16 protein-coding genes and 6 pseudogenes are annotated in these 21098 nt (G+C 71.4%); 16 read left to right on the top strand and 6 right to left on the bottom strand.

The genetic code is table 11. The features are described from left to right. The first annotated feature begins 4 nt into the window (after window positions 1-4). The 7 genes and pseudogenes from BJF83_RS17245 (at window position 5) to BJF83_RS17215 (ending at window position 7893) form a co-directional block, all read left to right on the top strand. A pseudogene (locus BJF83_RS17245) lies at window positions 5-1557 on the top strand (ABC transporter ATP-binding protein). A gap of 41 nt (window positions 1558-1598) precedes the next feature. Next, window positions 1599-2348, top strand: a complete 750-nt coding sequence (locus BJF83_RS17240; protein ID WP_075927159.1) for an energy-coupling factor transporter transmembrane protein EcfT — start codon at window positions 1599-1601, stop codon at window positions 2346-2348. Between the two features lie 63 nt (window positions 2349-2411). Further along, window positions 2412-3212 carry an enoyl-CoA hydratase/isomerase family protein gene (locus BJF83_RS17235; RefSeq protein ID WP_187347171.1) on the top strand — a complete coding sequence of 267 codons (801 nt, stop codon included), beginning with the start codon at window positions 2412-2414 and terminating at the stop codon, window positions 3210-3212. 289 nt (window positions 3213-3501) lie between these two features. Continuing rightward, window positions 3502-3861 carry a protein kinase gene (locus BJF83_RS29485; protein WP_262391638.1) on the top strand — a complete coding sequence of 120 codons (360 nt, stop codon included), beginning with the start codon at window positions 3502-3504 and terminating at the stop codon, window positions 3859-3861. Continuing rightward, entirely contained in the window at window positions 3798-5606 is a 1809-nt protein-coding gene (locus BJF83_RS26175; RefSeq protein WP_316042303.1) for a serine/threonine-protein kinase, read from the top strand. The genes BJF83_RS29485 and BJF83_RS26175 overlap by 64 nt, the downstream gene beginning before the upstream one ends. A gap of 528 nt (window positions 5607-6134) precedes the next feature. Then, window positions 6135-6914 carry an electron transfer flavoprotein subunit beta/FixA family protein gene (locus BJF83_RS17220; RefSeq protein WP_187347170.1) on the top strand — a complete coding sequence of 260 codons (780 nt, stop codon included), beginning with the start codon at window positions 6135-6137 and terminating at the stop codon, window positions 6912-6914. A 34-nt stretch (window positions 6915-6948) separates the two neighbouring features. After that, window positions 6949-7893 (top strand): electron transfer flavoprotein subunit alpha/FixB family protein, encoded by a 945-nt coding sequence (locus BJF83_RS17215; RefSeq protein ID WP_075927094.1) that lies wholly within the window; start codon window positions 6949-6951, stop codon window positions 7891-7893. Between the two features lie 267 nt (window positions 7894-8160). Here BJF83_RS17215 and BJF83_RS29480 read toward each other — a convergent pair. Next, a pseudogene (locus BJF83_RS29480) lies at window positions 8161-8328 on the bottom strand (HIT family protein); the annotation flags it as partial. Between the two features lie 38 nt (window positions 8329-8366). Here BJF83_RS29480 and BJF83_RS26900 point away from each other — a divergent pair. Both BJF83_RS26900 and BJF83_RS27570 read left to right on the top strand, forming a co-directional pair. After that, window positions 8367-8819, top strand: a complete 453-nt coding sequence (locus BJF83_RS26900) for a DUF5753 domain-containing protein (protein ID WP_262391645.1) — start codon at window positions 8367-8369, stop codon at window positions 8817-8819. A gap of 24 nt (window positions 8820-8843) precedes the next feature. Continuing rightward, window positions 8844-9005, top strand: coding sequence for a hypothetical protein (locus tag BJF83_RS27570; protein ID WP_158070393.1), 162 nt, complete (start codon window positions 8844-8846; stop codon window positions 9003-9005). A 97-nt stretch (window positions 9006-9102) separates the two neighbouring features. Here BJF83_RS27570 and BJF83_RS17200 read toward each other — a convergent pair whose 3' ends face one another. Continuing rightward, on the bottom strand, window positions 9103-9366 hold the full coding sequence (locus tag BJF83_RS17200) for a DUF397 domain-containing protein (RefSeq protein ID WP_075927092.1): 264 nt from the start codon (window positions 9364-9366) through the stop codon (window positions 9103-9105). Next, window positions 9363-10159 (bottom strand): annotated as a pseudogene (locus tag BJF83_RS31180) (helix-turn-helix domain-containing protein). Before BJF83_RS31180 ends, BJF83_RS17200 begins: the two are co-directional and overlap by 4 nt. Before the next feature lie 400 nt (window positions 10160-10559). Between BJF83_RS31180 and BJF83_RS17190 the strand changes: the two are divergent. Then, on the top strand, window positions 10560-11342 hold the full coding sequence (locus tag BJF83_RS17190; RefSeq protein ID WP_075927091.1) for a DUF5753 domain-containing protein: 783 nt from the start codon (window positions 10560-10562) through the stop codon (window positions 11340-11342). 67 nt (window positions 11343-11409) lie between these two features. Beyond that, a pseudogene (locus tag BJF83_RS17185) lies at window positions 11410-11733 on the top strand (ATP-binding protein); the annotation flags it as partial. On the opposite strand, the gene BJF83_RS17180 reads toward BJF83_RS17185, so the two are convergent. Beyond that, a complete protein-coding gene (locus BJF83_RS17180; protein WP_075927090.1) occupies window positions 11710-12462 on the bottom strand; it encodes a class I SAM-dependent methyltransferase in 753 nt (250 codons plus the stop codon). The pseudogene BJF83_RS17185 and the gene BJF83_RS17180 sit on opposite strands and share 24 nt — an antisense overlap. Beyond that, complete coding sequence (locus BJF83_RS17175) at window positions 12459-13199, bottom strand: methyltransferase domain-containing protein (protein ID WP_316042299.1); 741 nt, start codon at window positions 13197-13199, stop codon at window positions 12459-12461. Before BJF83_RS17175 ends, BJF83_RS17180 begins: the two co-directional genes overlap by 4 nt. A 170-nt stretch (window positions 13200-13369) precedes the next feature. Here BJF83_RS17175 and BJF83_RS17170 point away from each other — a divergent pair, with 170 nt between their 5' ends. Next, window positions 13370-15337: a hypothetical protein gene (locus tag BJF83_RS17170; protein ID WP_075927088.1), complete on the top strand. Its 1968-nt coding sequence runs from the start codon at window positions 13370-13372 to the stop codon at window positions 15335-15337. 112 nt (window positions 15338-15449) lie between these two features. Here BJF83_RS17170 and BJF83_RS17165 read toward each other — a convergent pair. Then, window positions 15450-16769 (bottom strand): annotated as a pseudogene (locus BJF83_RS17165) (acyltransferase family protein). Between the two features lie 168 nt (window positions 16770-16937). Here BJF83_RS17165 and BJF83_RS17160 point away from each other — a divergent pair. From BJF83_RS17160 to BJF83_RS17145, 4 genes and pseudogenes are all read left to right on the top strand, one after another. Beyond that, window positions 16938-17879 (top strand): DUF3068 domain-containing protein, encoded by a 942-nt coding sequence (locus BJF83_RS17160; RefSeq protein WP_075927087.1) that lies wholly within the window; start codon window positions 16938-16940, stop codon window positions 17877-17879. A gap of 108 nt (window positions 17880-17987) precedes the next feature. Further along, window positions 17988-18905 carry a decaprenyl-phosphate phosphoribosyltransferase gene (locus BJF83_RS17155; protein ID WP_075927086.1) on the top strand — a complete coding sequence of 306 codons (918 nt, stop codon included), beginning with the start codon at window positions 17988-17990 and terminating at the stop codon, window positions 18903-18905. Beyond that, window positions 18902-20254 carry an FAD-binding oxidoreductase gene (locus BJF83_RS17150; RefSeq protein ID WP_075927085.1) on the top strand — a complete coding sequence of 451 codons (1353 nt, stop codon included), beginning with the start codon at window positions 18902-18904 and terminating at the stop codon, window positions 20252-20254. The genes BJF83_RS17155 and BJF83_RS17150 overlap by 4 nt, the downstream gene beginning before the upstream one ends. A 42-nt stretch (window positions 20255-20296) precedes the next feature. After that, window positions 20297-21048: pseudogene (locus BJF83_RS17145) on the top strand (decaprenylphospho-beta-D-erythro-pentofuranosid-2-ulose 2-reductase). Window positions 21049-21098 lie beyond the last annotated feature (50 nt).

Here is a 21098-nt window from a genome sequence, read left to right as displayed (position 1 = left end):
CGGGGTGGGCTCTGGCACGGCGGGAGGACCCGGCGCGCGCGTCGAGCTCTCCGGGTGGGGTTGGCGCCACTCCGGCCGCCAGGCGTACGCGCTGCGCGGCGTGGACCTGACCGTCGAACCCGGCGAGCGTGTGCTGCTGCTCGGCGCCTCCGGCGCGGGCAAGTCGACCCTGCTGCACTCGCTCGCCGGGCTCACCGGCGCCGACAGCGCCATCGGCGGCGAGCAGGAGGGCACGCTCCTGGTGGACGGCGAACCCGCCGACCGGCGTCGGGGCGTGGTCGGCCTGGTCAGCCAGGATCCCGAGACCCAGCTCGTGATGGCCCGGGCCGGGGACGACGTCGCGTTCGGACTGGAGAATCTGGGGGTGGTCCCGGACCAGATCTGGCCGCGCGTCGACACCGCCCTGGCCGAGGTCGGCTTCCCGTACGGGCGGCGCCACTCGACCGGGGCCCTGTCCGGAGGCGAGAAGCAACGCCTGGTCGTCGCCGGGGCGCTGGCCATGCGTCCGCGCCTGCTGCTGCTCGACGAACCGACCGCCAACCTGGACCCGGCCGGTGCCGAGCTGGTGCGCGGCGTCCTCCAGCGGCTGCTGGCCGAGACCGAGGCGACGCTCGTCCTGGTCGAGCACCGCGTGGCCGACGTCGTGGACCTGGTGGACCGGGTCGTCGTCCTGCGACCGGGCGGCGGGGTGGTCGCCGACGGCGCGCCGCGGGCCGTCTTCGAGGAGCACGGCCGGGCCCTGGCCGACCAGGGCGTGTGGGTCCCCGGGAACGAGCCCGAGCCCGACCCGTCTCCGGCCCCCGGCGGCACGGCGCTGCTGGAGGCGGTCGCGTCGCCGCGCGCACGCCGGTCGAACTGGGCGCGCGGTCGGCTCCGCCGCGCACCGTGCTGGAGGGGGTCGACCTGGCAGTCAGGGCCGGGACCGCCACCGCTCTGACCGGCCCCAACGGGGCGGGCAAGTCGACGCTGCTGATGCTGTTGGCCGGACTGAGCAAGCCGTACCGCGGCGCCGTGCACCCGCGCGGCCCGCTCGCCGGGGTCGACCGGCGTCCGCTGCGGCGCTGGCCCGCGCGTCGACTGGCACGGCACGTCGGAACCGTCTTCCAGCACGCCGAGGACCAGTTCGTCACGCCCACCGTGCGCGAGGAGCTGCTCTTCGCGCCGCTGCGGGCGGGGACGGCGCGGGGGGCGGCGGACGCGTGGGTCGACGAACTACTGGAACGACTGCGGTTGAGCGGGCTCGCCGACGTCCACCCCTACACCCTCTCCGGTGGGGAGAAGCGGCGGCTGTCGGTCGCGACCGCGCTCAGCTCGGGCCCCGCGCACGCACCGGACGTCCTGGCCCTGGACGAACCGACCTTCGGCCAGGACACACGGACCTGGAAGGAGCTCGTGGAGCTGCTGGGCGCCCTGCGCGCCGAGGGCCGGGCCGTCGTCATGGCCACCCACGACGATCTGCTGCTCCGGCACCTGGCCGACTCGCGGGTACGGGTGGCGGACGGCGACGCGGCGCTCGTGGCGGCGACCGCCGCCGACCGTGAGGGAGGGACCGCGTGAGCGCGCGGGAGGAGAGTCGCGCCCCGACGACGGGCGACGCCATGACGCTGAACGTGCCCCGGGGCGGCGGGGCCCGGTACTGGATGACCGGGCTCAACCCCGCGGCCAAGCTCCTGGCCGCCCTGGTCCTCGGTCTGGGCCTGGTCCCCGCCGTGGACGCGGTCACCGGCGGGGTGGTGCTGGCGGCGGCCGTGCTGTCGATTCCCTTCAGCGGGATCGACCGGCGCGCGCTGGTCCTCCTGGGCGGCCCCTTCCTGCTCATGGGGTTGTCCAGCGGCACGGTCAACTACCTCTACGGCGAGCACGGACTGGAGGGGGCGGTGGGCGCGGCCGTGCGGCTGCTGGCGATCGCCCTGCCGGGGCTGCTGGCCGCCGCGAGCAGCGACCCCACCGAGATGTCGGACGGGCTCGTCCAGAAGCTGCGGGTGCCCGAGCGGCCCGCGATGGGCGTCTTGGCGGCGCTGCGGCTGATCCCGCTGCTCGCCCACCAGTGGCGCACGATCACGCTCGCCCGCCGGGCGCGCGGGCTGGAGGCCGGGTGCCACCCGCTGCGCGTGGTGTCGCTGTTCTTCGGACGGCTGTTCGCACTGTTGGTGCGCTCGATCCGAACCGGGACGCTGCTGGCCACGGCCATGGACGCGCGGGCGTTCGGCACCGGACCCCGGTCATGGGCGCGGGAGAGCCGCTGGCGCCGCGCGGACACCCTGCTGCTTCTCGCATCGGTCGCGCTGCTCGTGGTCGCCTACGCGGTGTCCGGGCGTCTGGGGACCCTGGTGCTGCTCTTCTCGTGACGCGGGTGATAGGCAGTTCCGAGTAGTGGGTAGTCCGAAGACTTCGTCAGTGAAGGAAGTGAGGTGGAGCTCGTGGGCGAGTTCGTGCGGGTGGAGACCGACGAGGAGCACTCCGCGGTCGCCGTGATCCGGATCGACCGGCCCAAGGCGCTCAACGCGCTCAACGCTCAGGTGACCAGGGAGATCGCGGAGGCCGCGGCCGCGGTGTCGACCGACGCTTCCGTGCGCTCCGTGGTGCTCTACGGCGGTGAGCGCGCGTTCGTGGCCGGTGCCGACATCAAGGAGATGGCCCACCTCGACCACGCCCGGACGCTGGAGTACTCGCGCGGCCTCCAGAACGCCCTGACGGCCGTGGCCCGGGTTCCCAAGCCGGTGGTGGCGGCAGTGAGCGGGTACGCGCTCGGCGGCGGGTGCGAGCTGGCGCTGGCCGCGGACTTCCGGGTCGCGGGCGCCAAGGCGAAGCTGGGCCTGCCCGAGATCACGCTCGGCGTCATCCCCGGGGCGGGCGGCACGCAGCGGCTGCCGCGCCTGGTCGGCCCGGCCAGGGCCAAGGACCTGATCTTCACCGGCCGCCACGTGCGCGCCCAGGAGGCGCTGGAGATCGGTCTGGTGGACGAGGTCGTCGCGGACGAGGAGGTCTACGCGGCGGCCGTGGCCAAGGTCGCGCGGTACGCCGAGGGTCCGGCGGTCGCGCTGGCCGCCGCCAAGGAGTCCGTCGACCGAGGGCTGGAGACCGACCTCGACAGCGGGCTGGAGATCGAACGCCTGCACTTCGCCGGGCTGTTCGCCACCGAGGACCAGAAGACCGGCATGCGCAGCTTCATCGAGCAGGGGCCGGGCAGGGCCGAGTTCTCGGGCCGTTGACGGACGGGTCACACTCCGGGCGGGGCGGCGGCGGTCGGAACGGGCGTCCGGGCCCGCCGCTCCGGTCGGGGCCGCGGTTCTCGGATACGACGCGGCGGAACCAGACGCCCGGATCTTCCGTCATACTCAAGGAGGTCCCTTCCGACGGCGGACGGATCGCCGCGCCCGCCCGGCGGTGGCGACACGACCACACGGGCCTGGGACGGGACCCACGAGCCAACGACGACCCATCCCCCGGACGATAGGCTGGCCGAGGCGGAATGCGGTCTTTTGAGGGGATGAGTTCTCGATGGCAATGTCGGCAGGTTTCCCCACGGGTGAGGAGCTGCCGGAGCGCATCGGCCACTACGTGATCCGTCGCCGCATCGGGCAGGGCGGCATGGGCGTGGTGTACCAGGCCGAGGACCCCCGGACCGAGCAGTTCGTCGCGGTGAAGGTCCTCAAGCCGGAGGTCGCCGGCGACCACATCGCTCGGGCGCGGCTCGCGCGCGAGGTCGAGACCATGCGCCGCGTGCAGAGCCCCAACGTGGCCGAGGTCATCGACGCCGACACCCGGGCCGAGCTGCGTGGGTCGTCACCGAGTACATCCCCGGGCCCACGCTGGACGCGACCGTCACCGACCACGGTCCCCTGCGCGGCCGGGCCCTGACCCGCTTCGTCACCGGACTGGCCCGGGCGATCAAGGACATCCACGCCGTGGACGTGGTCCACCGGGACCTCAAGCCCGGCAACGTGATCATCTCCAACGGCGAGCCGATCGTCATCGACTTCGGCATCGCGCACGCGGTGGACGGCGCCAAGCTCACGCAGACCGGCACCTTCGTCGGCACCCCCAGCTACCTGTCGCCCGAGGTCATCGAGGGGACCGACCTCGGTCCGGCCACCGACGTGCACGCCTGGGGCGGGACGGTGGCCTTCGCCTGCACGGGCCGCCCGCCCTACGGCGCGGGAAGCTTCGAGGTCATCTTCTTCCGGATCCTCAACGGCGAGATCGACATGGACGGGATGCACGAGGCGCTGCGCCCGCTGGTCAACGCTGCCGTCTCCCGCGACATGGCCCGCCGTCCCAGCGCCGCCGACCTGGTCGCCGAGGCCGGCCGCCTCAACCTCGACCTGCCCTGGACGGAGGACGCGAGCGCGGGGGCCACCGGTCTGACCGGGAACCACACCGTGTACGGCGCGGGCGGTTTCGGGCAGGACGTCGGGGCCCCGGGCCTCGGCGGCGGGCTCGGTGGAGCCGCTGCGGCCGGAGGAGCCGCCGGCTACCTCGCCGACCGGGCCGCCCGGGGTGACGGCGGCTGGAGCCCCTCGCACACGGCCGGCGGCGCCGACCGGTCGTCCGCCGCCGGTTCCTGGACCGAGCCGGTCGAGTCCGCCGCGTCGGCGCGCGGCGACTTCGGCGACGCCGCGGACGATCCGTCAGGACCGGTCTCGTCGGTCCGGGACGCGGACGAGCGGGTGGCGCACGCCTCCGGCGGAATCCAGGGCACGCAGCGGATCCAGCCGGACGAGCTGCCCGAGCGTGGTGACACGCAGGGCACGCAAATGATGGACCCGGTGGCCGGTGATCCTCAGGGGACGATGATGATGAGCCCCCAGGAACCGGTCGACGACCGCACGACCACCTACGAGGCGCCGCCGAGCGACGCGCCCCAGACACAGTTCTTCAACACACCGCTGCACAAGGGCGACTTCGGCGACATCCTCACCCCCGTCGACCGGGGCGGGCGCTCGCACGGGCGGACGCAGGAGTTCGACGAGGACGACTACGACGACGGGTACGAGGAGGAGCGCGGCGGGCTGCTGGGCCGGTTCCGCGGCGGTCGGACCGACCGCCTGGGCGACTACTTCAGCGGCGGCCGAGCGGACGAGGACGACGACGAGTACGAGGACGACGACGAGCACCCCGGTTGGCGGATGCACCCGCTGACGCTCGTCCCCCTCATGATCGCGTTGGCCGGTGTCGCTCTGTGGTTCCCGTGGTTCGGCTTCGCGCTGGGCGTGGTGGTGATCTCGGTCCTGTCCGCTCTGGAGGTGGTCAAGGCCGAGCACGCGCGGCGGCTCCAGACGCGGGGCCGACGCGACTCCGACACGATGGTGGTGGCGCTGAGCTTCCCGTGGGCCCTCGGGCGGATGCTGTTGCGCACGCTCGGGTTCTCGCTGGTCTACCTGGTCGGCGGGATCCTGATCGGGATGGTGTACGCGCAGTTCGTCGAGACCGGCAACCAGGGGGCGAACTGGACCGGCGCCTTCGCGATCTTCGTGATGGTTCTGCTCGCCTACGTCATGCCGAGCGGCCGCGAGCCCGGCAGCAGGCGGTGTGGCTGGTGCGGCGGGTCCACTTCCGCAACCTCTACCTCTTCATCGGCGTGGTCGTCGCGGTGGTCCTGCTGATGATGCTCATCCTGTCCATCGGGTTGACCGCCGCCCCGAGCTGGGCTCCGTTCGGCGGTCCCTCGGACTGGTTCTCCTAGACGCGGCGCGCTCCCGCTGCGGGCACGCGGCCGGCCCACGGCGGACGCTCCTCCCCGCCACGGGAGGAGGGCGTCCGCCGTTGTCGGGCGCGGAGTCCGGGAGGGGGGTGCCGGTCGGCGCGAAGGCGCCCGCCTATGGTGGTAGGGAGGGGACGGGACACCGGTTCGGCGGCGAGTAGCCAGGTGGAGCCGCGGTCTTCCTGGACCCCGGGCTCCGAGCCCGCGGGCGGGTGAGGTATTCCTCAGTCGTCGCGGGGGCGCGGGTTGGTTGTGAAGCTACTAGCCAGTAACATACGGGTATCAGAACACCGCGGGACGGGGTTGACGTGAACTTCGACCCGCCGTCGGATGGCCGAACGGCATTCGGCATTGTTGGCAGTACGGGGCGCGCCAGCGTCCGCTCCGCCGCACGGCGGATCATGGAGTGCAGGGAGGTCGGCCACCGGCCATGAATATTGTCGTTTTGGTCAAGCAGGTCCCGGACACGGCGACCGAACGGAAGCTCAACGCCGATGACAGGACGCTCGACCGAGCAGCGTCCGACGGCGTCATCAACGAGCTCGACGAGTACGCCATCGAAGAGGCGCTCCTGCTCAGGGAGAAGCACGGCGGCGAGGTCACCATCCTGACGATGGGACCCGACCAGGCCACGGACTCCATCCGCAAGGCACTGTCCATGGGCGCGGACAAGGCCGTCTTCGTCAACGACGACGCGCTCCACGGCTCGGACGCGCTCCAGACCGCCTACGCGCTCGCGCGGGCCCTGGGCACCGTCGAGTACGACCTGGTCGTCCTCGGCTCCGAGTCCACCGACGCGCGCACCGGCGTCGTCGGCGCCGCGCTCGCCGAGTACCTCGGACTGCCGCAGCTCACGCTCGCGGGCAAGGTCGACATCGACGGCGGCGCGATCAGGATCCAGCGTCAGACCGACTACGGCTACGACGTCGTCGAGGCCCAGCTCCCGGCGGTCGTCTCCGTGGTCGAGAAGATCAACGAGCCGCGGTACCCGTCCTTCAAGCTCATCATGCAGGCGAAGAAGAAGCCGGTCGACAGGAAGTCGGCCGCGGACGCGGGCATCGACACCGGCAGGGTCGGCCTGGCGAACGCCACCACCGAGACCACCGACTTCGCCGCCGCGCCGCCGCGCGCCGCGGGCACGGTCGTCAAGGACGAGGGCGACGGCGGCGTGAAGATCGCCGACTTCCTCGCCGAGAAGAAGTTCGTGTAGGCGCAGGCGAGAGACTCAGGAAGGTTCAAGGATTATGGCTGAGGTCCTCGTCCTCGTCGACCACGTCGACGGACAGGTCAAGAAGGTCACCACCGAGCTGCTGACCGCGGCGCGCCGCATCGGCGAGCCCGCCGCGGTGTGGGTCGGCGACGGTGTGGAGTCGGGCAGGGCCGCGCTGGCCGAGTTCGGCGCCGAGAAGGTGTACGTGGCTCCGGCCGAGCTCAACGACTACGTCGTCGCGCCCAAGGCCGAGCTGCTGGCGAAACTGGCGCAGGAGAAGTCCGCCGCCGCGGTCCTGCTCTCGGCCACCGCCGAGAACAAGGAGGTCGCCGGTCGCACCGCCGTGAAGCTGGGTTCGGGCGTGCTCACCGACGTCGTGGACGTCAACGCCGAGCTGGTGGCCGAGCACAGCGTCTTCGGCGGCGCCACGGTCACGCACGCCCGCGTCACGGCCGGTGTGCCGGTGATCGCGGTCCGCCCGAACTCGGTCCCGGCCGAGCCCGCAGCCGGCGCCGCCGCCGAGGAGGCGGTCTCCGTGGAGCTGTCCGACGCCGCCAGGGCCGCCAAGGTCGTGGAGCGCGTCGTGCAGGAGAAGGGCGCCCGCCCGGAGCTCACCGAGGCCGCGATCGTGGTCTCCGGTGGCCGCGGTGTGGGTTCGGAGGACTTCACCGTGGTGGAGAAGTTGGCCGACTCGCTCGGCGCCGCCGTGGGCGCGTCCCGCGCGGCCGTCGACTCGGGCTGGTACCCGAACCAGTTCCAGGTGGGCCAGACCGGCAAGACGGTCAGCCCGAACCTGTACATCGCGCTGGGCATCTCCGGCGCCATCCAGCACCGCGCCGGCATGCAGACCTCGAAGAACATCATCGCGGTCAACAAGGACCCCGAGGCGCCGATCTTCGAGCTCGCCGACTACGGCGTGGTGGGCGACCTGCACACGGTCGCGCCGCAGCTGACCGAGGAGATCAACAAGCGCAAGTAGTTCGCGCGCGGTTCCCGAACGCGGCCAGGGGGAGTGCCCCGGCCCGGCGTTCGTGTCTGCCAAGCCCGTTGGATGTTCCCTCCGGCGGATCGGGGACGCGCGCAATCCGGAGCAACCCCGTTGTCGAGCGTGTTGGGAGAGGTTCCATGGTCGTCGAGGTCGTTCACCTCTTGGAACGCTGGGCCTCGGTTCCCGGTTCTTCTCACCCCAGGGAGGCACGATGAACGACGACGGTAACAACTGACCGCATGAGGCCGGGGGCGGACCATGATCCGTCCCGGCCTTCCGTGGGATGACGACGGAGAAACCCTCGGTATTGGGGAAGATCGACAGAAACGCCAGGTGGTGCCGGTCCTCCCAGATCCGGTGGGCGGGTGCGTCCCCGACCGTGATCCGGCAGAAGACGCAGTCGGGGGCGGCGGGTGTGGTGTTCACCTGGCTCCTTCGGTGGCTCGGGGGGTCGTTAGTGGTTGGTGTGGCTCGCGCGCAGGTCGGGCACAGAGGATCGCGTTCGGCGGGCTGTTCGTCGAGCGTCGGGGACCCGAACGCGCCAGCAGAGTGCTGTCGAGTCGGAGGGTCTGAGTCGTCACGTTCAGATCTTCGAATCGGTGTGCGTGCCCGGACTGTTCCAGACAGTGGACTACGCCCGGTACATGATCCAGCGGGTGGTGGATCTGCATGGCCTACCGGACGATGTGGAAGAGGGTGTCCGGAAGCGGATGGAGCGGCGTCGTGTCCTGGATGATCGTTCTCGGGAGTTCCAGACGCTTATCTGGGAGCCTGCTCTCCGTATGCGTCAGTTCCCCGAGAGTGTTCTCTTCGACCAGCTCAACGACCTGGCGGACTCGGTCAGGAGAGGACGCGGCGGTATCGGCATCGTGCCTTTGGATGCGGGTCTCACCACGTCGCCGATGCACGGTTTCTGAATCTATGACAACCGCAAGGTCCTGATGGAGACGGTCAGCGCCGAGCTCTGCCTGACGGATGGCGACGCGGTCGAGCCCTATCGGCGAACGTTCGCCGAGCTGTCGAGAAGTGCTGTTCGTGGTTCCGCCGCTGTTCGGCTGATTGAGCGAGTACGTGATGACGTGGAAGACGGCCCGGCTTCCTGACGCTGCCGAACTCGCGAATGTCTGATGGTTCCCAGCCGTTGAGTGTTGAAGGGTGGGTCTGCCCGCAGAAGGCGGTCAGCCCACCCTTCGTGGTGTCTCAAGGGGTGTCGCGCCTGGAGGTGTCGAGGAAGGCGTGCCACTCGGCGGAGTCGAAGGCCAGCGCGCCGAGGTCGCGGTGCTTCGTGTCCCGGATGGCCGCGCCCCAGGCCAGGTCGGCGACCTCGACGCAGTGGCTTGCGGTCGCGCTGTAGCTGGACTTCCGGAAGGACTCCGGAGCGTACGCGACCTCCACGCAGTTGGTGTTCCTGCCGCTGTAGGAGCTCTTGCGCCAGATGACTTCGTGATGGGATGGCGCGTTCATTGCTGTGTTCCTTGTCCGGAGCCGAGTTCGTGAGCGATGGCCGCTATGAAATCGGACGATTCGTCAGGATTCATCGCAGCTGCTCTCAGGCTATCGATCTCGTCGCGGTAGAAGGCGATCTCTCGCTCATCTTCGAGGAAGAACGTGGAGATCTTGTGTTCCACGTGGATGACGGTCCTCGCCTTGTTGAAGCCCAGGAGCATGAACGACCCATCGAGTCCACGGTGACCGCCCAGGTCGAACGGCAAGACGCGTACTGACACGTTGGGTCGTTCAGCGGCTTCTACGATGTGCCGCAGCTGTCTGGACATCCCTTGCGCTGGCAGGAGAGGGCGGCGAAGTGCGGACTCGTCGACGATGAAGTCCAGGATGGGCGGTGAATCACGGGTCAGGAGTGCTTGACGTGCCATGCGGGCGGACACCCTGCTTCGAGGTCAGCATCTGCGACCCCGCACGCCTTCATCAGCGCCCGGATGTAGTCCGGCGTCTGGAGCAGACCAGGAATGATGAGCGGTTCCAGGTTGACGATCTCGGTGGCCTCGCTCTCCAACCGGATGAGGGTGCGTGAGTCACGTGACATTGCATCCTGCTTCTCCCACAGGCCAGGTTCATCGACCTTTTCCGCCGCTTCGATGAGCTGGTCTCGCTCGTTGCCGACGACTCCGTAGGCCACGAGCAGGGCGGAGACATCTGCGGGCGTGATGCCCTGCTTGCCAGTTTCTATCTTGGAGATCTTGGACTGCTGCCACCCGAGCTGCTTCGCAACGGCGGTGCTGCTGAGCTCGCGAGCCACGCGGATTGACCGGAGCTCCGCGCCCAGGCTGCGTCCCGCTACGGTGGGCTGTTTCGATCCCACAAGACCTCCTGTTTCGCGGCGTGATGTGGCGAGCCTAGCGAGGCCCAAGACGCAGGTTCCTTACCTTCCGGCCAGAAGAAGCTGTCTCGTAAGGTCAATCTCGCCGAAGTGCTCGCATGCGATGAGAATAAATGCTTCACTCATTCTAGCTGTTGGTGGTCATTAAGGCTGGGGGGGAAGCATGGTGCGTGCGCGCTCTGAAACCGACGAAATTCGGACGAACGCGTCCAGGAGTGAGCAGCGTGTGGAGAGGTTGGAATGGGCCAGGTTCGGGGAACGGGTTCGGGATGCGCGCACCCGGGCGGGCCTCTCCCCGGACGATCTGACTCTGCGGGAAGTGTGCGACCCCGACGTCGTGCAACGGATCGAGGCGGGCGAGCTCGCCCCGGACCGGCACCTGGTCACCTACCTCGAACACCAGATCGGCATGGACGGCGTGCTGCTGGACGCCTGGGCGCGGGCGCTCGTCCAGTCCCACCTGGCAGAGGGCGGGCCGATCGAACCGCTCCAGCGTCAGGCCTGGCAGCTCCGTGAGTTCAATCCGGGGGTGATCCCGGAGTTCTTCCAGACCGAGAACTACACGCGGGCGCTGGGCGAGGCCGCCCGCCCCCTGGAGGCCAGTCTGTCCCACTCGGAGCTGAATCGGGCCCGGCGCGTTCGGGTCTCGTCGCACAACGCCTGTATCCAGCCCTACTTCTGCGTGGTCGTGGACGAGTCCGCGCTCAGGGAGGAGATCGGCGGTCCCGAGACCATGCGAGAACAGCACCTGCACCTGGCCAGCATGGTGAGCCTCGACCACGTGAGCCTCCATGTCATCCCCAGTGGCACCCGGTTGCACCCCTCCCGCTCCGGACCCTTCCGGGTGCTCTCGTTCAGCCCGCACCGGCTGGCCGCGTACGTGCCCGCGCCGTGCGGGCCGGGGCAGTTGATCACCCAGCCCGGTCTCACCGCCGCCTACGCCGATCTCTTCGAGGCGGTCAAAGGCGAGGCGCTGTCCCGAACCGCGTCCCTGGAGTTGCTGGAGAGCCTCGTGCCGGAGTCAGAGACGGAGCCCAAGCAGGGCGCGGATCCGATGGCGGATGCGAGGGACGCGGGCGGTCACGTCCGCGTCGTCCGCTGATGAAGGAAGGCCCTGGCGAACGTTGAATGCGCTCCCAGGGCGTGGCCAGTAGAAAGGAAATACCAGCATGCCCATCGTTCCACAGCAGCGAACCCTGATCCCGCCGCTGCCTGTCGTCCAGGGGCACCGGTGGCCCGCGCGGATGTACCCGGGTGACCTGTCCCGGTGCTCACGAGTTCGGGCTGAACTCCGCGCGGACCTCGCGGAAGTGCTCGACCTGCCTGACGACCTGACCGAGACCATCGTCCTGTGCGCCAGCGAGGCCTTTGCCAACGCCGCCGAACACTCCCGCTCCGGCGAGGACGGTGGTCAGGTCCTCCGCGCTCTGTATGCCCCCACCCCCTGGACCCTGCGGTGTAGCCCCGCCTCACCGCCTGCGCAGGACCAGGAGCAGGTTCCACGTGACGATCTCGCGCAGGAGCGGCACGTGGACGACCGGCTTCGTCCAGGTCGGCAGGTAGCGCGGGCGGATGTCGATCACGTCCACGTCGGTCCGCCCGCGGGTCCAGTCGAGCATCTCCTTGGCGTGGGCGGCGTACATCGATCGCCCGAAGTCGTTCTTGGGCCGCCGTCCGTGCTTGCGCGCGAACCGCTCGGCCGCGTAGGAACCGCCCAGGTAGTGCCAGGGGGAGGTCTCGTGGCCGCCCCACGGGGACAGCCAGAGGGTGTACGACAGGTACACGAGTCCGCCGGGCCGCGTCACGCGGACCATCTCGTCGGCCATGCGGACCCGGTCGGGGACGTGTTCGAGGACGTTGGAGGAGAAGCACACGTCCACCGAACCGTCGCGCAGCGGCAGGGCGAGCGCGCTGCCCTGCACGCCGTGGCTGTCGGCCTGTCGACCGTGCAGCCGCATCTCGTGCGCGTCGGCGTCCACGCACAGGCACCGCGCCCCGGCGGCGCGTAGTTCGTCGGCGAAGTATCCGGGCCCGCCCCCGACGTCGACCACCAGCCGCCCGTCCAGGGGCGTGTACGAGCGCAGCTGGGCGACGGTGTCGCGGGCCAGCAGTCCGTAGAAGTACGCCGGATCGGTCTGTTCCCTGCGGAAGGCCGTGAACAGCGCGACCGACCGGCCGAGCGTGGCGCGGAAGGGGACCGTGCGGTCGGGGCGGGCCGTCATCCGGAGGCCTTCCCGTCCATGGTGATGAAGTGGCGCAGGTGTCGCCAGTGGTCGCCGCCCCAGTACTTGTCGGAGGCGACGATCCGGCCGCCGGGCACCTGTGCGGCCACGCGTTCGGTGGCGAGGGTGTGCATGCGCATCGGCGCCGGGTACCGCAGGATCACGCGTTGGGCCAGGCGGATGAGCGGGAACGGGGCGTACCGGAAGACCATGCCCTTGAACGTGCGGCGCTCGGACTCGGGAACGCCGATCACCATGGCCCCGCCGGGCCGCACGACGCGGGCGAACTCGCGCAGGTAGCCGTCGGCCAGGTCGGGCGGCAGGTGCTGGAGGACGAGGTCGGTGTAGACGAGGTCGAAGGAGTCGTCGTCGAGGGCCGACAGGTCGGGCCGCTCGTTCAACTGGAACGTGATCCGACCCCCCGAGCGGTCGAGCCGCCGCGCCTCGGCGAGCATGGGCGCGGAGATGTCCACGCCGACGACCCGGTCGAAGTGCGCGGCCAGCGCGTTGGACAGCCGCCCCGCGCCGCAGCCGAAGTCCAGGACACGGCCGCTGTCCGGGTGGATGCCCAGTTCACGGAGGCGGGCGAGGGCCGGTTCGATCTCGGCCGCGCCGGAGGCGAGGAACTCGTCGTCGTCCCACCCTCCGTCGCGCTTGGCCGGATCCACGCACACCGCCCACAGCGGCTCGGTGGAACCCAGCCGGGTCCAGTCGCGGCGGACCTGTTCGAGCCCCACCGACATCACCTCCACGACGCTCTGCTCCCGGGCCGCGCTAACTGGATCGTGTTCCTGTTCCTGAGGCGCAGGACATCTGGTACTGATGCGGCGTTCGGGAGGAAAAGTGGAACGTGTTGTATTCTGACACCCCTGTCGTGGGTTGGCCAATCTGGGCCGGGAGGACGTCCATGCCGCCTGTATCCCCCACCTCCGGCGAGGGGGGCGCCGCGGAGGCGCCGCACACGGACCCCAGCGTACGGGGGGAGGAACGGGAGCCCGGGCGGCGCCCCTGGCCCGCCGTGGTCGGCGGACTCGTGCGCGACCGGGTGGTCCTGGCCGCAGCGGTGGTCATCGCGGTCGCCGCGGCCCTCCGGTTCCTCGTCCTCGACGCGTCGTACTTCGTCGAGGACGACTATCTCTTCTTCGCCGCCGCGGACACCTCCGACCTCACCCCCGAGTACCTCTTCGAACTGCACAAGGGCCACTTCATGCCGGGGGCGATGTTCCTCGTCTACCTCCAGACCGCCTTCTGGCCCTTCGAGTGGTGGGTCAGCGCGGGCGCCATGCTCGTGCTCCAGACGCTCTCCCTGGTGGTCTTCCTCCGGTTGCTGTGGGAGCTCTTCGGCCGCCGGTGGGCCCTGCTCGTCCCCCTGACCGTGATCGCGCTGGCCCCGCTGACCGTCCCCGTCCTGGGGTGGTGGGCGGCCGCGCTCAACGCCGTCCCGCTCCAGCTGGCGACGGCGCTCGCCCTGTTGTGGACCGTGCGGTACGTGCGCACGGGCGACCAGCGCGCGGGCTGGTTCGCGGGCGGGTCGGTGGTGTTCGGCATGCTGTTCGCCGTCAAGGGGATGTTCCTGCCGCCGCTGCTCCTGGCCGTGGCCGTCGCCTACCTGTACTCCGGGAGTCTGACGACCGGCCTCCGGCGCGCCTGGCGCACGCACCGCGCCTTCTGGGGCGCCATGGCGGGCCTGTTCGCCGGATACACGCTGCTGTACCTGGGGCGGATGCGCGCGAGCGACACCGGGGAGGGCGCGGGCGTCCCCGAGGGCGAACCCGCGTTCGCGATGCTGCGCGGCCTGCTCACCGAGGTCTTCCCGGTCGGCGCGCTCGGGGGGCCACTGGAATGGGGCCCGCTCACACCGGCAGGAGGGCTCGTCGACCCGGACGGCTGGATCGTGCTGGGCTCCTGGGCGGTCCTCGCGGGGATCGTCCTGGGGAGCCTGTGGTGGCGGCGCCGCGCGTGGCGGGCGTGGGCCCTGCTGCTCGGCTACCTCCTGTGCGCCGACATCGTCCCGACGATCATCGCGCGCGGTCGCTTCCAGGACGTGGCCGCAGCCGACCCCCGGTACGTCGCCGACGCCGCCCTCGTGTTCGCGCTGTGCCTGGCCCTGGCCTACCTGCCCACTCGTGAGGAACGGGACCGCGTCGGCGGGGGGCCGGACGCCCCGCCGCACCCCTACCGCGTCCGCCCCGGACGCGGGGCGCGGGTGTCTGCGGTCCTCGCGACGGTCGTGTACGCGGGCGCCGCCGGGTACTCCACGCACGCCTACGCCGACACGCTCAACGGCGACCGCCTGCAGTGGTACCTGGACACCGTGCGCAACTCCATGGCGGCCGTGCCGGAGGAGGGCGGCCTGTACTCACGGCCCGTGCCGCCGGACGTCGTCCTGGAGTGGAACGGGCCCCGCAGGCTCAGCTCCTGGGCGCTGGCGCCGCTGGCCCCGCCCGAGGTCGCCGAGCGCATGCGGGCCCCCGAGCAGTCCGACACCGCCTACGTGTTCAACGACGCCGGCTACCTGGTCGACGCCCGCCCCGGCGAGGGCGGATACGTGTTCGGCCCGGGAACGGCCGACGAGTGCATCGAGACATGGGGCGGCGGCCTGTCCTGGCCGGTGCGGGTCTACGGCGGCGTCCAGCAGGTGGTCACCCTCGGCTACACGGCCGTGGAGGACACCGAGGCGGAGCTGCTGCTCGGCGACGCCTGGCTCGAACTCGACCTGCCCGCCGCCGAGGGCGGCGCCAACTGGTACGTGCCCGTGGCCGCGCCCGGAGAGCGCCTGACCCTGCACACCGACCCCGAGGAGCTGTGCGTGACGTGGGTGTCGGTGGGGGAGATGGCGCCGTCGGTCGAGGGCAACCCCTGGGAGGCCGAGTAGTCCGGGCGCCGTCAGACGGCCCGGGGACGTGGCCGCGCCGCGGGGGCCGTTGCGGGTGGTGGGCGACGGGCGCGACGAAGAGGAGCCTGGGCCCGCGGCGAGTGCGGTGCGCTCACCTGGCGAACCTCGGCGCGTTCGTGCGCGACCACCGGCGGCTGGGCTCCTCCACCCACCGGAACGTCGCCCAGGCGAGGAGCACCGTCACGAGCGTCACCGGCACCGCGTCCAGCCAGAAGGAGCCGGTGAAGATCTCCTGCCCGGTGAAGTCCCGCCACAGGTACAGGACCATGAACTGCCACAGGAACACTCCGTAGGAGACCCGGGCGAGGAACTGGCACACCCGGTGGCGCAGCAGCGAGTCCATCCACCGCCCGCCGGTCCACGCGCGCGCGTCGCGCAGCCGGGCCGGAGCCCCGATCGGCCTGGGCGCCAGCGCCGCGGGGGCGATGACGAAGAAGGCGAACCCGATCCCCGTCGCCGAGTGCAGCGCCGAACTCCAGACGTCGCCCGCGCCGATGAAGCGGCCACCGGCCGCCGGGGTGGCGTTGAGGACGTAGAACGCCCCCGCCACCAGCCAGCACACCCCCGGCGAGGCGGCCACGGTCCGGCAGAACCGCCGCACGGGGCCGTCCGGGCCGGGCTCGCGCCAGGCCCACTCCGACAGCACCGCCAGGCCCATCCCGGCGGCGAACAGTCCCAGGCGCGCGGCAGCCAGGCGTGCATGTACTCGCGCGCTGCGGATAGAACTGCGGCACCAGGGACACGAAGGCGAGCGCGGTCATCACCGCCAGCCCGACCATCAGGCGCCGACCCCGCGCGTGGACCGTCCGGCCGCGCCGGGCCCACAGCGACAGGGCGAGCGCGATCAACGGCAGCAGCAGGTAGAAGCTGACCTCGACCGACAGGCTCCACATCTGACCGAGGCCGTAGGGTCCGGTGCCCAACCACGGCGGGTCCGTGTCGAAGGGGAAGGTCAGCGTGAGGATCTCGGCCCAGTACAGGAGCGATCCGAGTTCCTCCCGCGAGTGGACCAGTAGCGCCGTCACCGCCACCACCCAGTACGCGGGGAACACGCGGACCGCGCGCCGCCACAGGTAGGGACGGGCGCGCGGACCCCGGACGCGTCGAGCGCCGCGCGGGCCCAGGGCCGGTACAGCAGAACCCCGGAGAGCGCGAAGAAGAGGGGGACGGCCAGGTCCATGGAGGCCAGCAGTCCGCCGCGGACTCCGGGGGCGAGCGCGTCGCCGGTCTCGGTGGCCACGTGGAACAGGAGCACCATCACGGCGGCCGCCGCGCGGATGCCGTCGAGGGTCTCGTGGCGTCCGTCGACCTGGGGCAACACGAGCGATGGGTCCACGGTCCGGGTGACGGTTCGCGCGCCCTCCGAGGGGGACCCGGCGGGTTCCTCGGGCGGGGCGGGAGTGGGCGCCATAGGGCCTTCCAGAGCGGGAGTCCGTTGAAACGCGATGCACTAGAACGTGTTATAAAAATTCAGACACGCCCTGGTGACGTTGTTCACTACTGGGCAGTACTCTACCTGGAACTGAAGCTAGTTCCAGTCTGCTTTCGGATCCTGACTCTCATCCGCCCAGGAGGGCACATGCGCCGTATCGCCGCGGTCGTTCTCATCGCGCTGGGGGTCTTCTGTCTCGCCATGGCCCCCATGATGCGCACATGGCTGGCGGACTCCCTGATGAGGACCCCGCTGGACTACTACAGCCAAACCGTCAACGTCGGGGAGGTCGATTACTTCAACATCGAGGACGTCGAGTCCGTCGAGAACGCCACCGTCGAGGCCCACTCCACCATCCGCGCGGACGTGGCCTCCAGCACCGACGAGACCGTCGTCTGGGACCAGTTCACCTGGATCAGGGACGACGACCGCGACTTCGGGATCTCCTCCAGCAGCCGCCGCGCGGGGCACGACCGGGTCACCGGTGAGGCCGTCGACTGCTGCGACGCGATGATCGACGAGGAGCCGGTCGTCCAGGCGGGCCAGCTCTGGAAGTTCCCCTTCCTCAGCGAGCAGCGGGACTACGACTTCTTCGAGACCACCGTCCAGGAGGTCGTCCCGATGGAGTACGACGGCGTCGAGGAGATCGAGGGCGTCGAGGCCTACCGGTACGTCCAGACCGTCGAACCCACCGTCGTCGGCGAACGCACCGTCCCCCGGTCGGTCGCCGGTCTGGAGGGCGACGGCGACGTCACCGGTGACGAGGTCTTCTCCATCACCCGCACGTACTGGGTCGAGCCGGTCTCGGGCATCCCCGTCAACGTGGTCGAGGACCAGCACCGCGCCGTCGTCGTCGACGGCGCGGAGGTCCTGGTCCTGCTCAGCGGTGAACTCGCCTTCAACCAGGAGAGCGTCGACGGCAAGATCGAGTCGACCGAGGACGCGCGGGCGTACCTGCCGCTGCTGCGGACCACGCTGCCGATCGGCAGCGTCATCCTCGGACTCGGACTCGTCGCCATCGCCGTCGTCCTGCTCGCCACCGGGCGCCGCGGCACGGACACCGGACTCCGCAGTGCGAACGTCGGCTGAACCCCCGCCTCCCCTCCACCCGTCACCCTCCACCGCCCACGGGGCGCTTCGCGTGGGGGTGGGGCACCCTCAATCGTCGCCTCCGGCGCGGTGACGCACGAGGTGTGCATGGTGACTGAACGGGCCCCGGAGCCCCTGTCGGGAATGCAGGAACGGGCGCGCGGAACCGGCCTCGCCGGTGCCCTCGTCCGGGCCTGCCGTCCCCGGCAGTGGCTGAAGAACCTACTGGTGTTCGCCGCGCCCGGCGCCGCCGGCGCCCTCGACGAGCCCCGGGCGCTCCTCGTGTGCGTGGGCCTGTTCGCGCTCTTCTGCCTGGCGGCCAGCGGCACCTACCTGCTTAACGACGTCCACGATGCGCCCGCCGACCGGGCCCACGAACGCAAGCGCCACCGCCCCGTCGCCTCCGGCGCCCTGCCCGTCCCCGTGGCCGTCACCGCCGGGACCCTTCTCGGCGCTCTCGCGCCGCTGGCCTCCCTCGCCCTGGGCGACCTCCGCGTGACCGGCCTGATCGCCGGATACGTCGTCCTCACCCTCGCCTACACCCGCCACCTCCGCGACATCGTCCTGTGCGACCTGGTCGTGGTCGCCGGATGCCACGTCCTGCGCGCCGTGGCCGGGGGCGTCGCGGTCGGCGTACCGCTGACCTCCTGGTTCGTGCTCGTCCTCTCCCTGGGCGCGCTGCTGGTGGTCGTGGGCAAGCGTGAGGCCGAACTGCGTGCCGCCGGGTCCGCCACGCCCGTCCGCCGTACGCTCGGCGGGTACACCAGGAGCTACCTCACCCAGACCCGCACCATGGCCTCCGGCGCGATGATCGTCACCTACTTCCTCTGGGCGTTGGAGCCGGGCGGCACCACGCTCTGGCACACCCTGAGTATCGTTCCGTTCGTCGTGTTCGTCCTGCGCTACAACCTGCTCGTCGACCGGGGCGTCGGCGAGGAACCCGAGGAGATCGCCCTGCGCGACCGTCCGATCCAGCTCACGCTTGTCACACTCGTGGCCCTCGTCGCCGCCGGGATCCACCTGTGAACCCCCCGACCTTGCTCACCGGCTGGGGACGCACCGCGCCGACCGCGGCGCGCGTGGTCCGCCCCCGCGACGCCCGGCGGGTTGCCGACGCCCTCGCCGGCGCGGGGCCGCGCGGGGTCGTCGCCCGGGGCCTCGGCCGCTCCTACGGGGACGCCGCCCAGTCCGCGGGCGGGCTCGTCGTGGACTGCACCGGACTCACCGGACCCGTGCGCCTCGACCCCGAACGCGGCGAGGTCACCGCCCCCGCGGGCACGAGCATGGGCCGACTCATCGACCACCTGCTGCCCCGCGGCCACTTCGTTCCGGTCACTCCCGGAACCCGGCACGTCACACTCGGCGGGGCGATCGCCGCCGACGTCCACGGCAAGAACCACCATGTCGAGTCCTCCCTGGGCGCGCACCTGCGCGCCCTCACCCTGTGCACCCCAGACGGCCGCGTGCGCGCGCTGACGCCGGACGGGGACGACGCCGACCTGTTCTGGGCGACCGTGGGCGGCATGGGGCTGACCGGGGTCGTCACCGACGCGACCCTCGCCGTCCGCCCCGTCGAGACCGCTCACGCCCGAGTGGACACCGACCGCACCGCCGGGCTCGACGCGAGCCTCGACCTCATGTCGCGCGCCGAGCACCCCTACACCGTGTGCTGGCTGGACCTGCTCGCCCGGGGCGCGGCGACCGGGCGGGGCGTCCTCACCCGGGCCCACCACGCGCGCGTCGCGGACCTGCCGCGACCGCTGCGCAGCGCCCCGCTGAGCCACCGGCCCGCAGCGCTCCTGGCGGCGCCGCCCTGGGCGCCCCCGCGCCTGCTCAACCGGTGGTCCGTCGGCGCCTTCAACGCCGCCTACCACGCCGCCGCGCCCGAGCGCCGCCGCGGCCGGGTCCAGTCACTGTCCTCCTTCTTCCACCCACTCGACGCCGTGCGCGGCTGGAACCGGATCTACGGCCCGCGCGGCCTGGTCCAGTACCAGTTCGCCGTGCCGTTCGGGGCCGAGGACGCCCTCACCGACATCGTGACCGGCCTGTCCAGGGCGGGCGCGCCGTCCTTCCTCGCGGTCCTCAAACGTATGGGCGAGCCCACCCCGGCGCCGCTGTCCTTCCCGCGCCCGGGCTGGAGCCTGGCCCTGGACCTGCCCGCAGACCTGCCCGGCCTCGGGCGGCTGCTCCGCGGGTTCGACGAACGGCTGTTGGAGGTCGGCGGACGCCTGTACCTGGCCAAGGACAGCCGCGCCAGCGCCGAGACCGTGCACGCCATGTACCCCGGCCTGCCCGCGTGGCGGCGGACCCGGGACCGGGTTGACCCCGATGGGGTGCTCGTCTCCGACCTGGCCCGCCGCCTGCGCCTGGTCTGACGGCGCACCCGACCACTGCGCCCCGAACACGAGAGGAACCCCATGCGCGACTCGGTGGGGACCGTGCGTACCGTGCTGCTGCTGGGCGGTCGCAGCGACATCGGCCTGGCCGTCGTCGAACGGCTGGTCCGGGACGGCGCCCGCGAGGTGGTGCTCGCGGCCCGGGGCGGGGTGGACGCCCCGCCGAGCGTGCTCACCGCGCTCGGGGCCACCGTGCACGCCGTGGACTTCGACGCCACCCTCCCCGACACCCACACCGCGACCGTCGACCGCGCGGTGGAGTTGGTCGGCGACCTGGACGTGGTCGTGGACGCGTTCGGCGTCCTGGGTGACCAGGCCGGGTACGAGGCGGATCCGGTGTCGGCCGCCCGCGCGGCCGCGGTCAACTACACCGGGCACGTGTCCGTCGGTCTCGCCGTGGCCGCACGGCTGCGCGCCCAGGGCCACGGCGCCTGGTCGTGCTCTCGTCCGTGGCCGGGGTGCGCGTGCGGCGGTTCAACTTCGTGTACGGGTCGGCCAAGGCCGGGCTGGACGGCTTCGCCCAGGGTCTGGCCGACTCCCTGCACGGCACCGGCGCGCGCGTGCTGGTCGTGCGCCCGGGCTACGTGCCGACCCAGATGTCCGCGCACGTGGAACCCGCGCCCTTCCCGGCCACACCGGGGCAGGTGGCCGACGCGGTCGCGCGCGGTCTGCGCTCCGGGGCCACCACCGTGTGGTCTCCGCGCGTGCTGGCGCCGGTGTTCGCGGTGATGCGCGTGCTTCCCCGGCCGGTGTGGCGGCGGCTGAGCCGCTGACCCGGTCTTCCGTGCGCCGCGGACACCCGCCGCGCGACGGGCGGCATCCG

The sequence above is a fragment of the Nocardiopsis sp. CNR-923 genome (genome assembly GCF_001942255.1).
GTDB lineage: Bacteria > Actinomycetota > Actinomycetes > Streptosporangiales > Streptosporangiaceae > Nocardiopsis.
This window is presented reverse-complemented; position numbering and strand designations above follow the sequence as displayed.

Excerpts from the sequence above, each read along its gene's own strand:
- BJF83_RS17240 (WP_075927159.1), top strand. The coding sequence starts at position 1,599 with ATGACGCTGAACGTGCCCCGGGGCGGCGGGGCCCGGTACTGGATGACC.
- BJF83_RS29485 (WP_262391638.1), top strand. The coding sequence starts at position 3,502 with ATGGCAATGTCGGCAGGTTTCCCCACGGGTGAGGAGCTGCCGGAGCGC.
- BJF83_RS17220 (WP_187347170.1), top strand. The coding sequence starts at position 6,135 with ATGAATATTGTCGTTTTGGTCAAGCAGGTCCCGGACACGGCGACCGAA.
- BJF83_RS17215 (WP_075927094.1), top strand. The coding sequence starts at position 6,949 with ATGGCTGAGGTCCTCGTCCTCGTCGACCACGTCGACGGACAGGTCAAG.
- BJF83_RS27570 (WP_158070393.1), top strand. The coding sequence starts at position 8,844 with ATGGAGACGGTCAGCGCCGAGCTCTGCCTGACGGATGGCGACGCGGTC.
- BJF83_RS17200 (WP_075927092.1), bottom strand. The coding sequence starts at position 9,366 with ATGAACGCGCCATCCCATCACGAAGTCATCTGGCGCAAGAGCTCCTAC.
- BJF83_RS17180 (WP_075927090.1), bottom strand. The coding sequence starts at position 12,462 with ATGACGGCCCGCCCCGACCGCACGGTCCCCTTCCGCGCCACGCTCGGC.
- BJF83_RS17170 (WP_075927088.1), top strand. The coding sequence starts at position 13,370 with ATGCCGCCTGTATCCCCCACCTCCGGCGAGGGGGGCGCCGCGGAGGCG.
- BJF83_RS17160 (WP_075927087.1), top strand. The coding sequence starts at position 16,938 with ATGCGCCGTATCGCCGCGGTCGTTCTCATCGCGCTGGGGGTCTTCTGT.
- BJF83_RS17155 (WP_075927086.1), top strand. The coding sequence starts at position 17,988 with ATGGTGACTGAACGGGCCCCGGAGCCCCTGTCGGGAATGCAGGAACGG.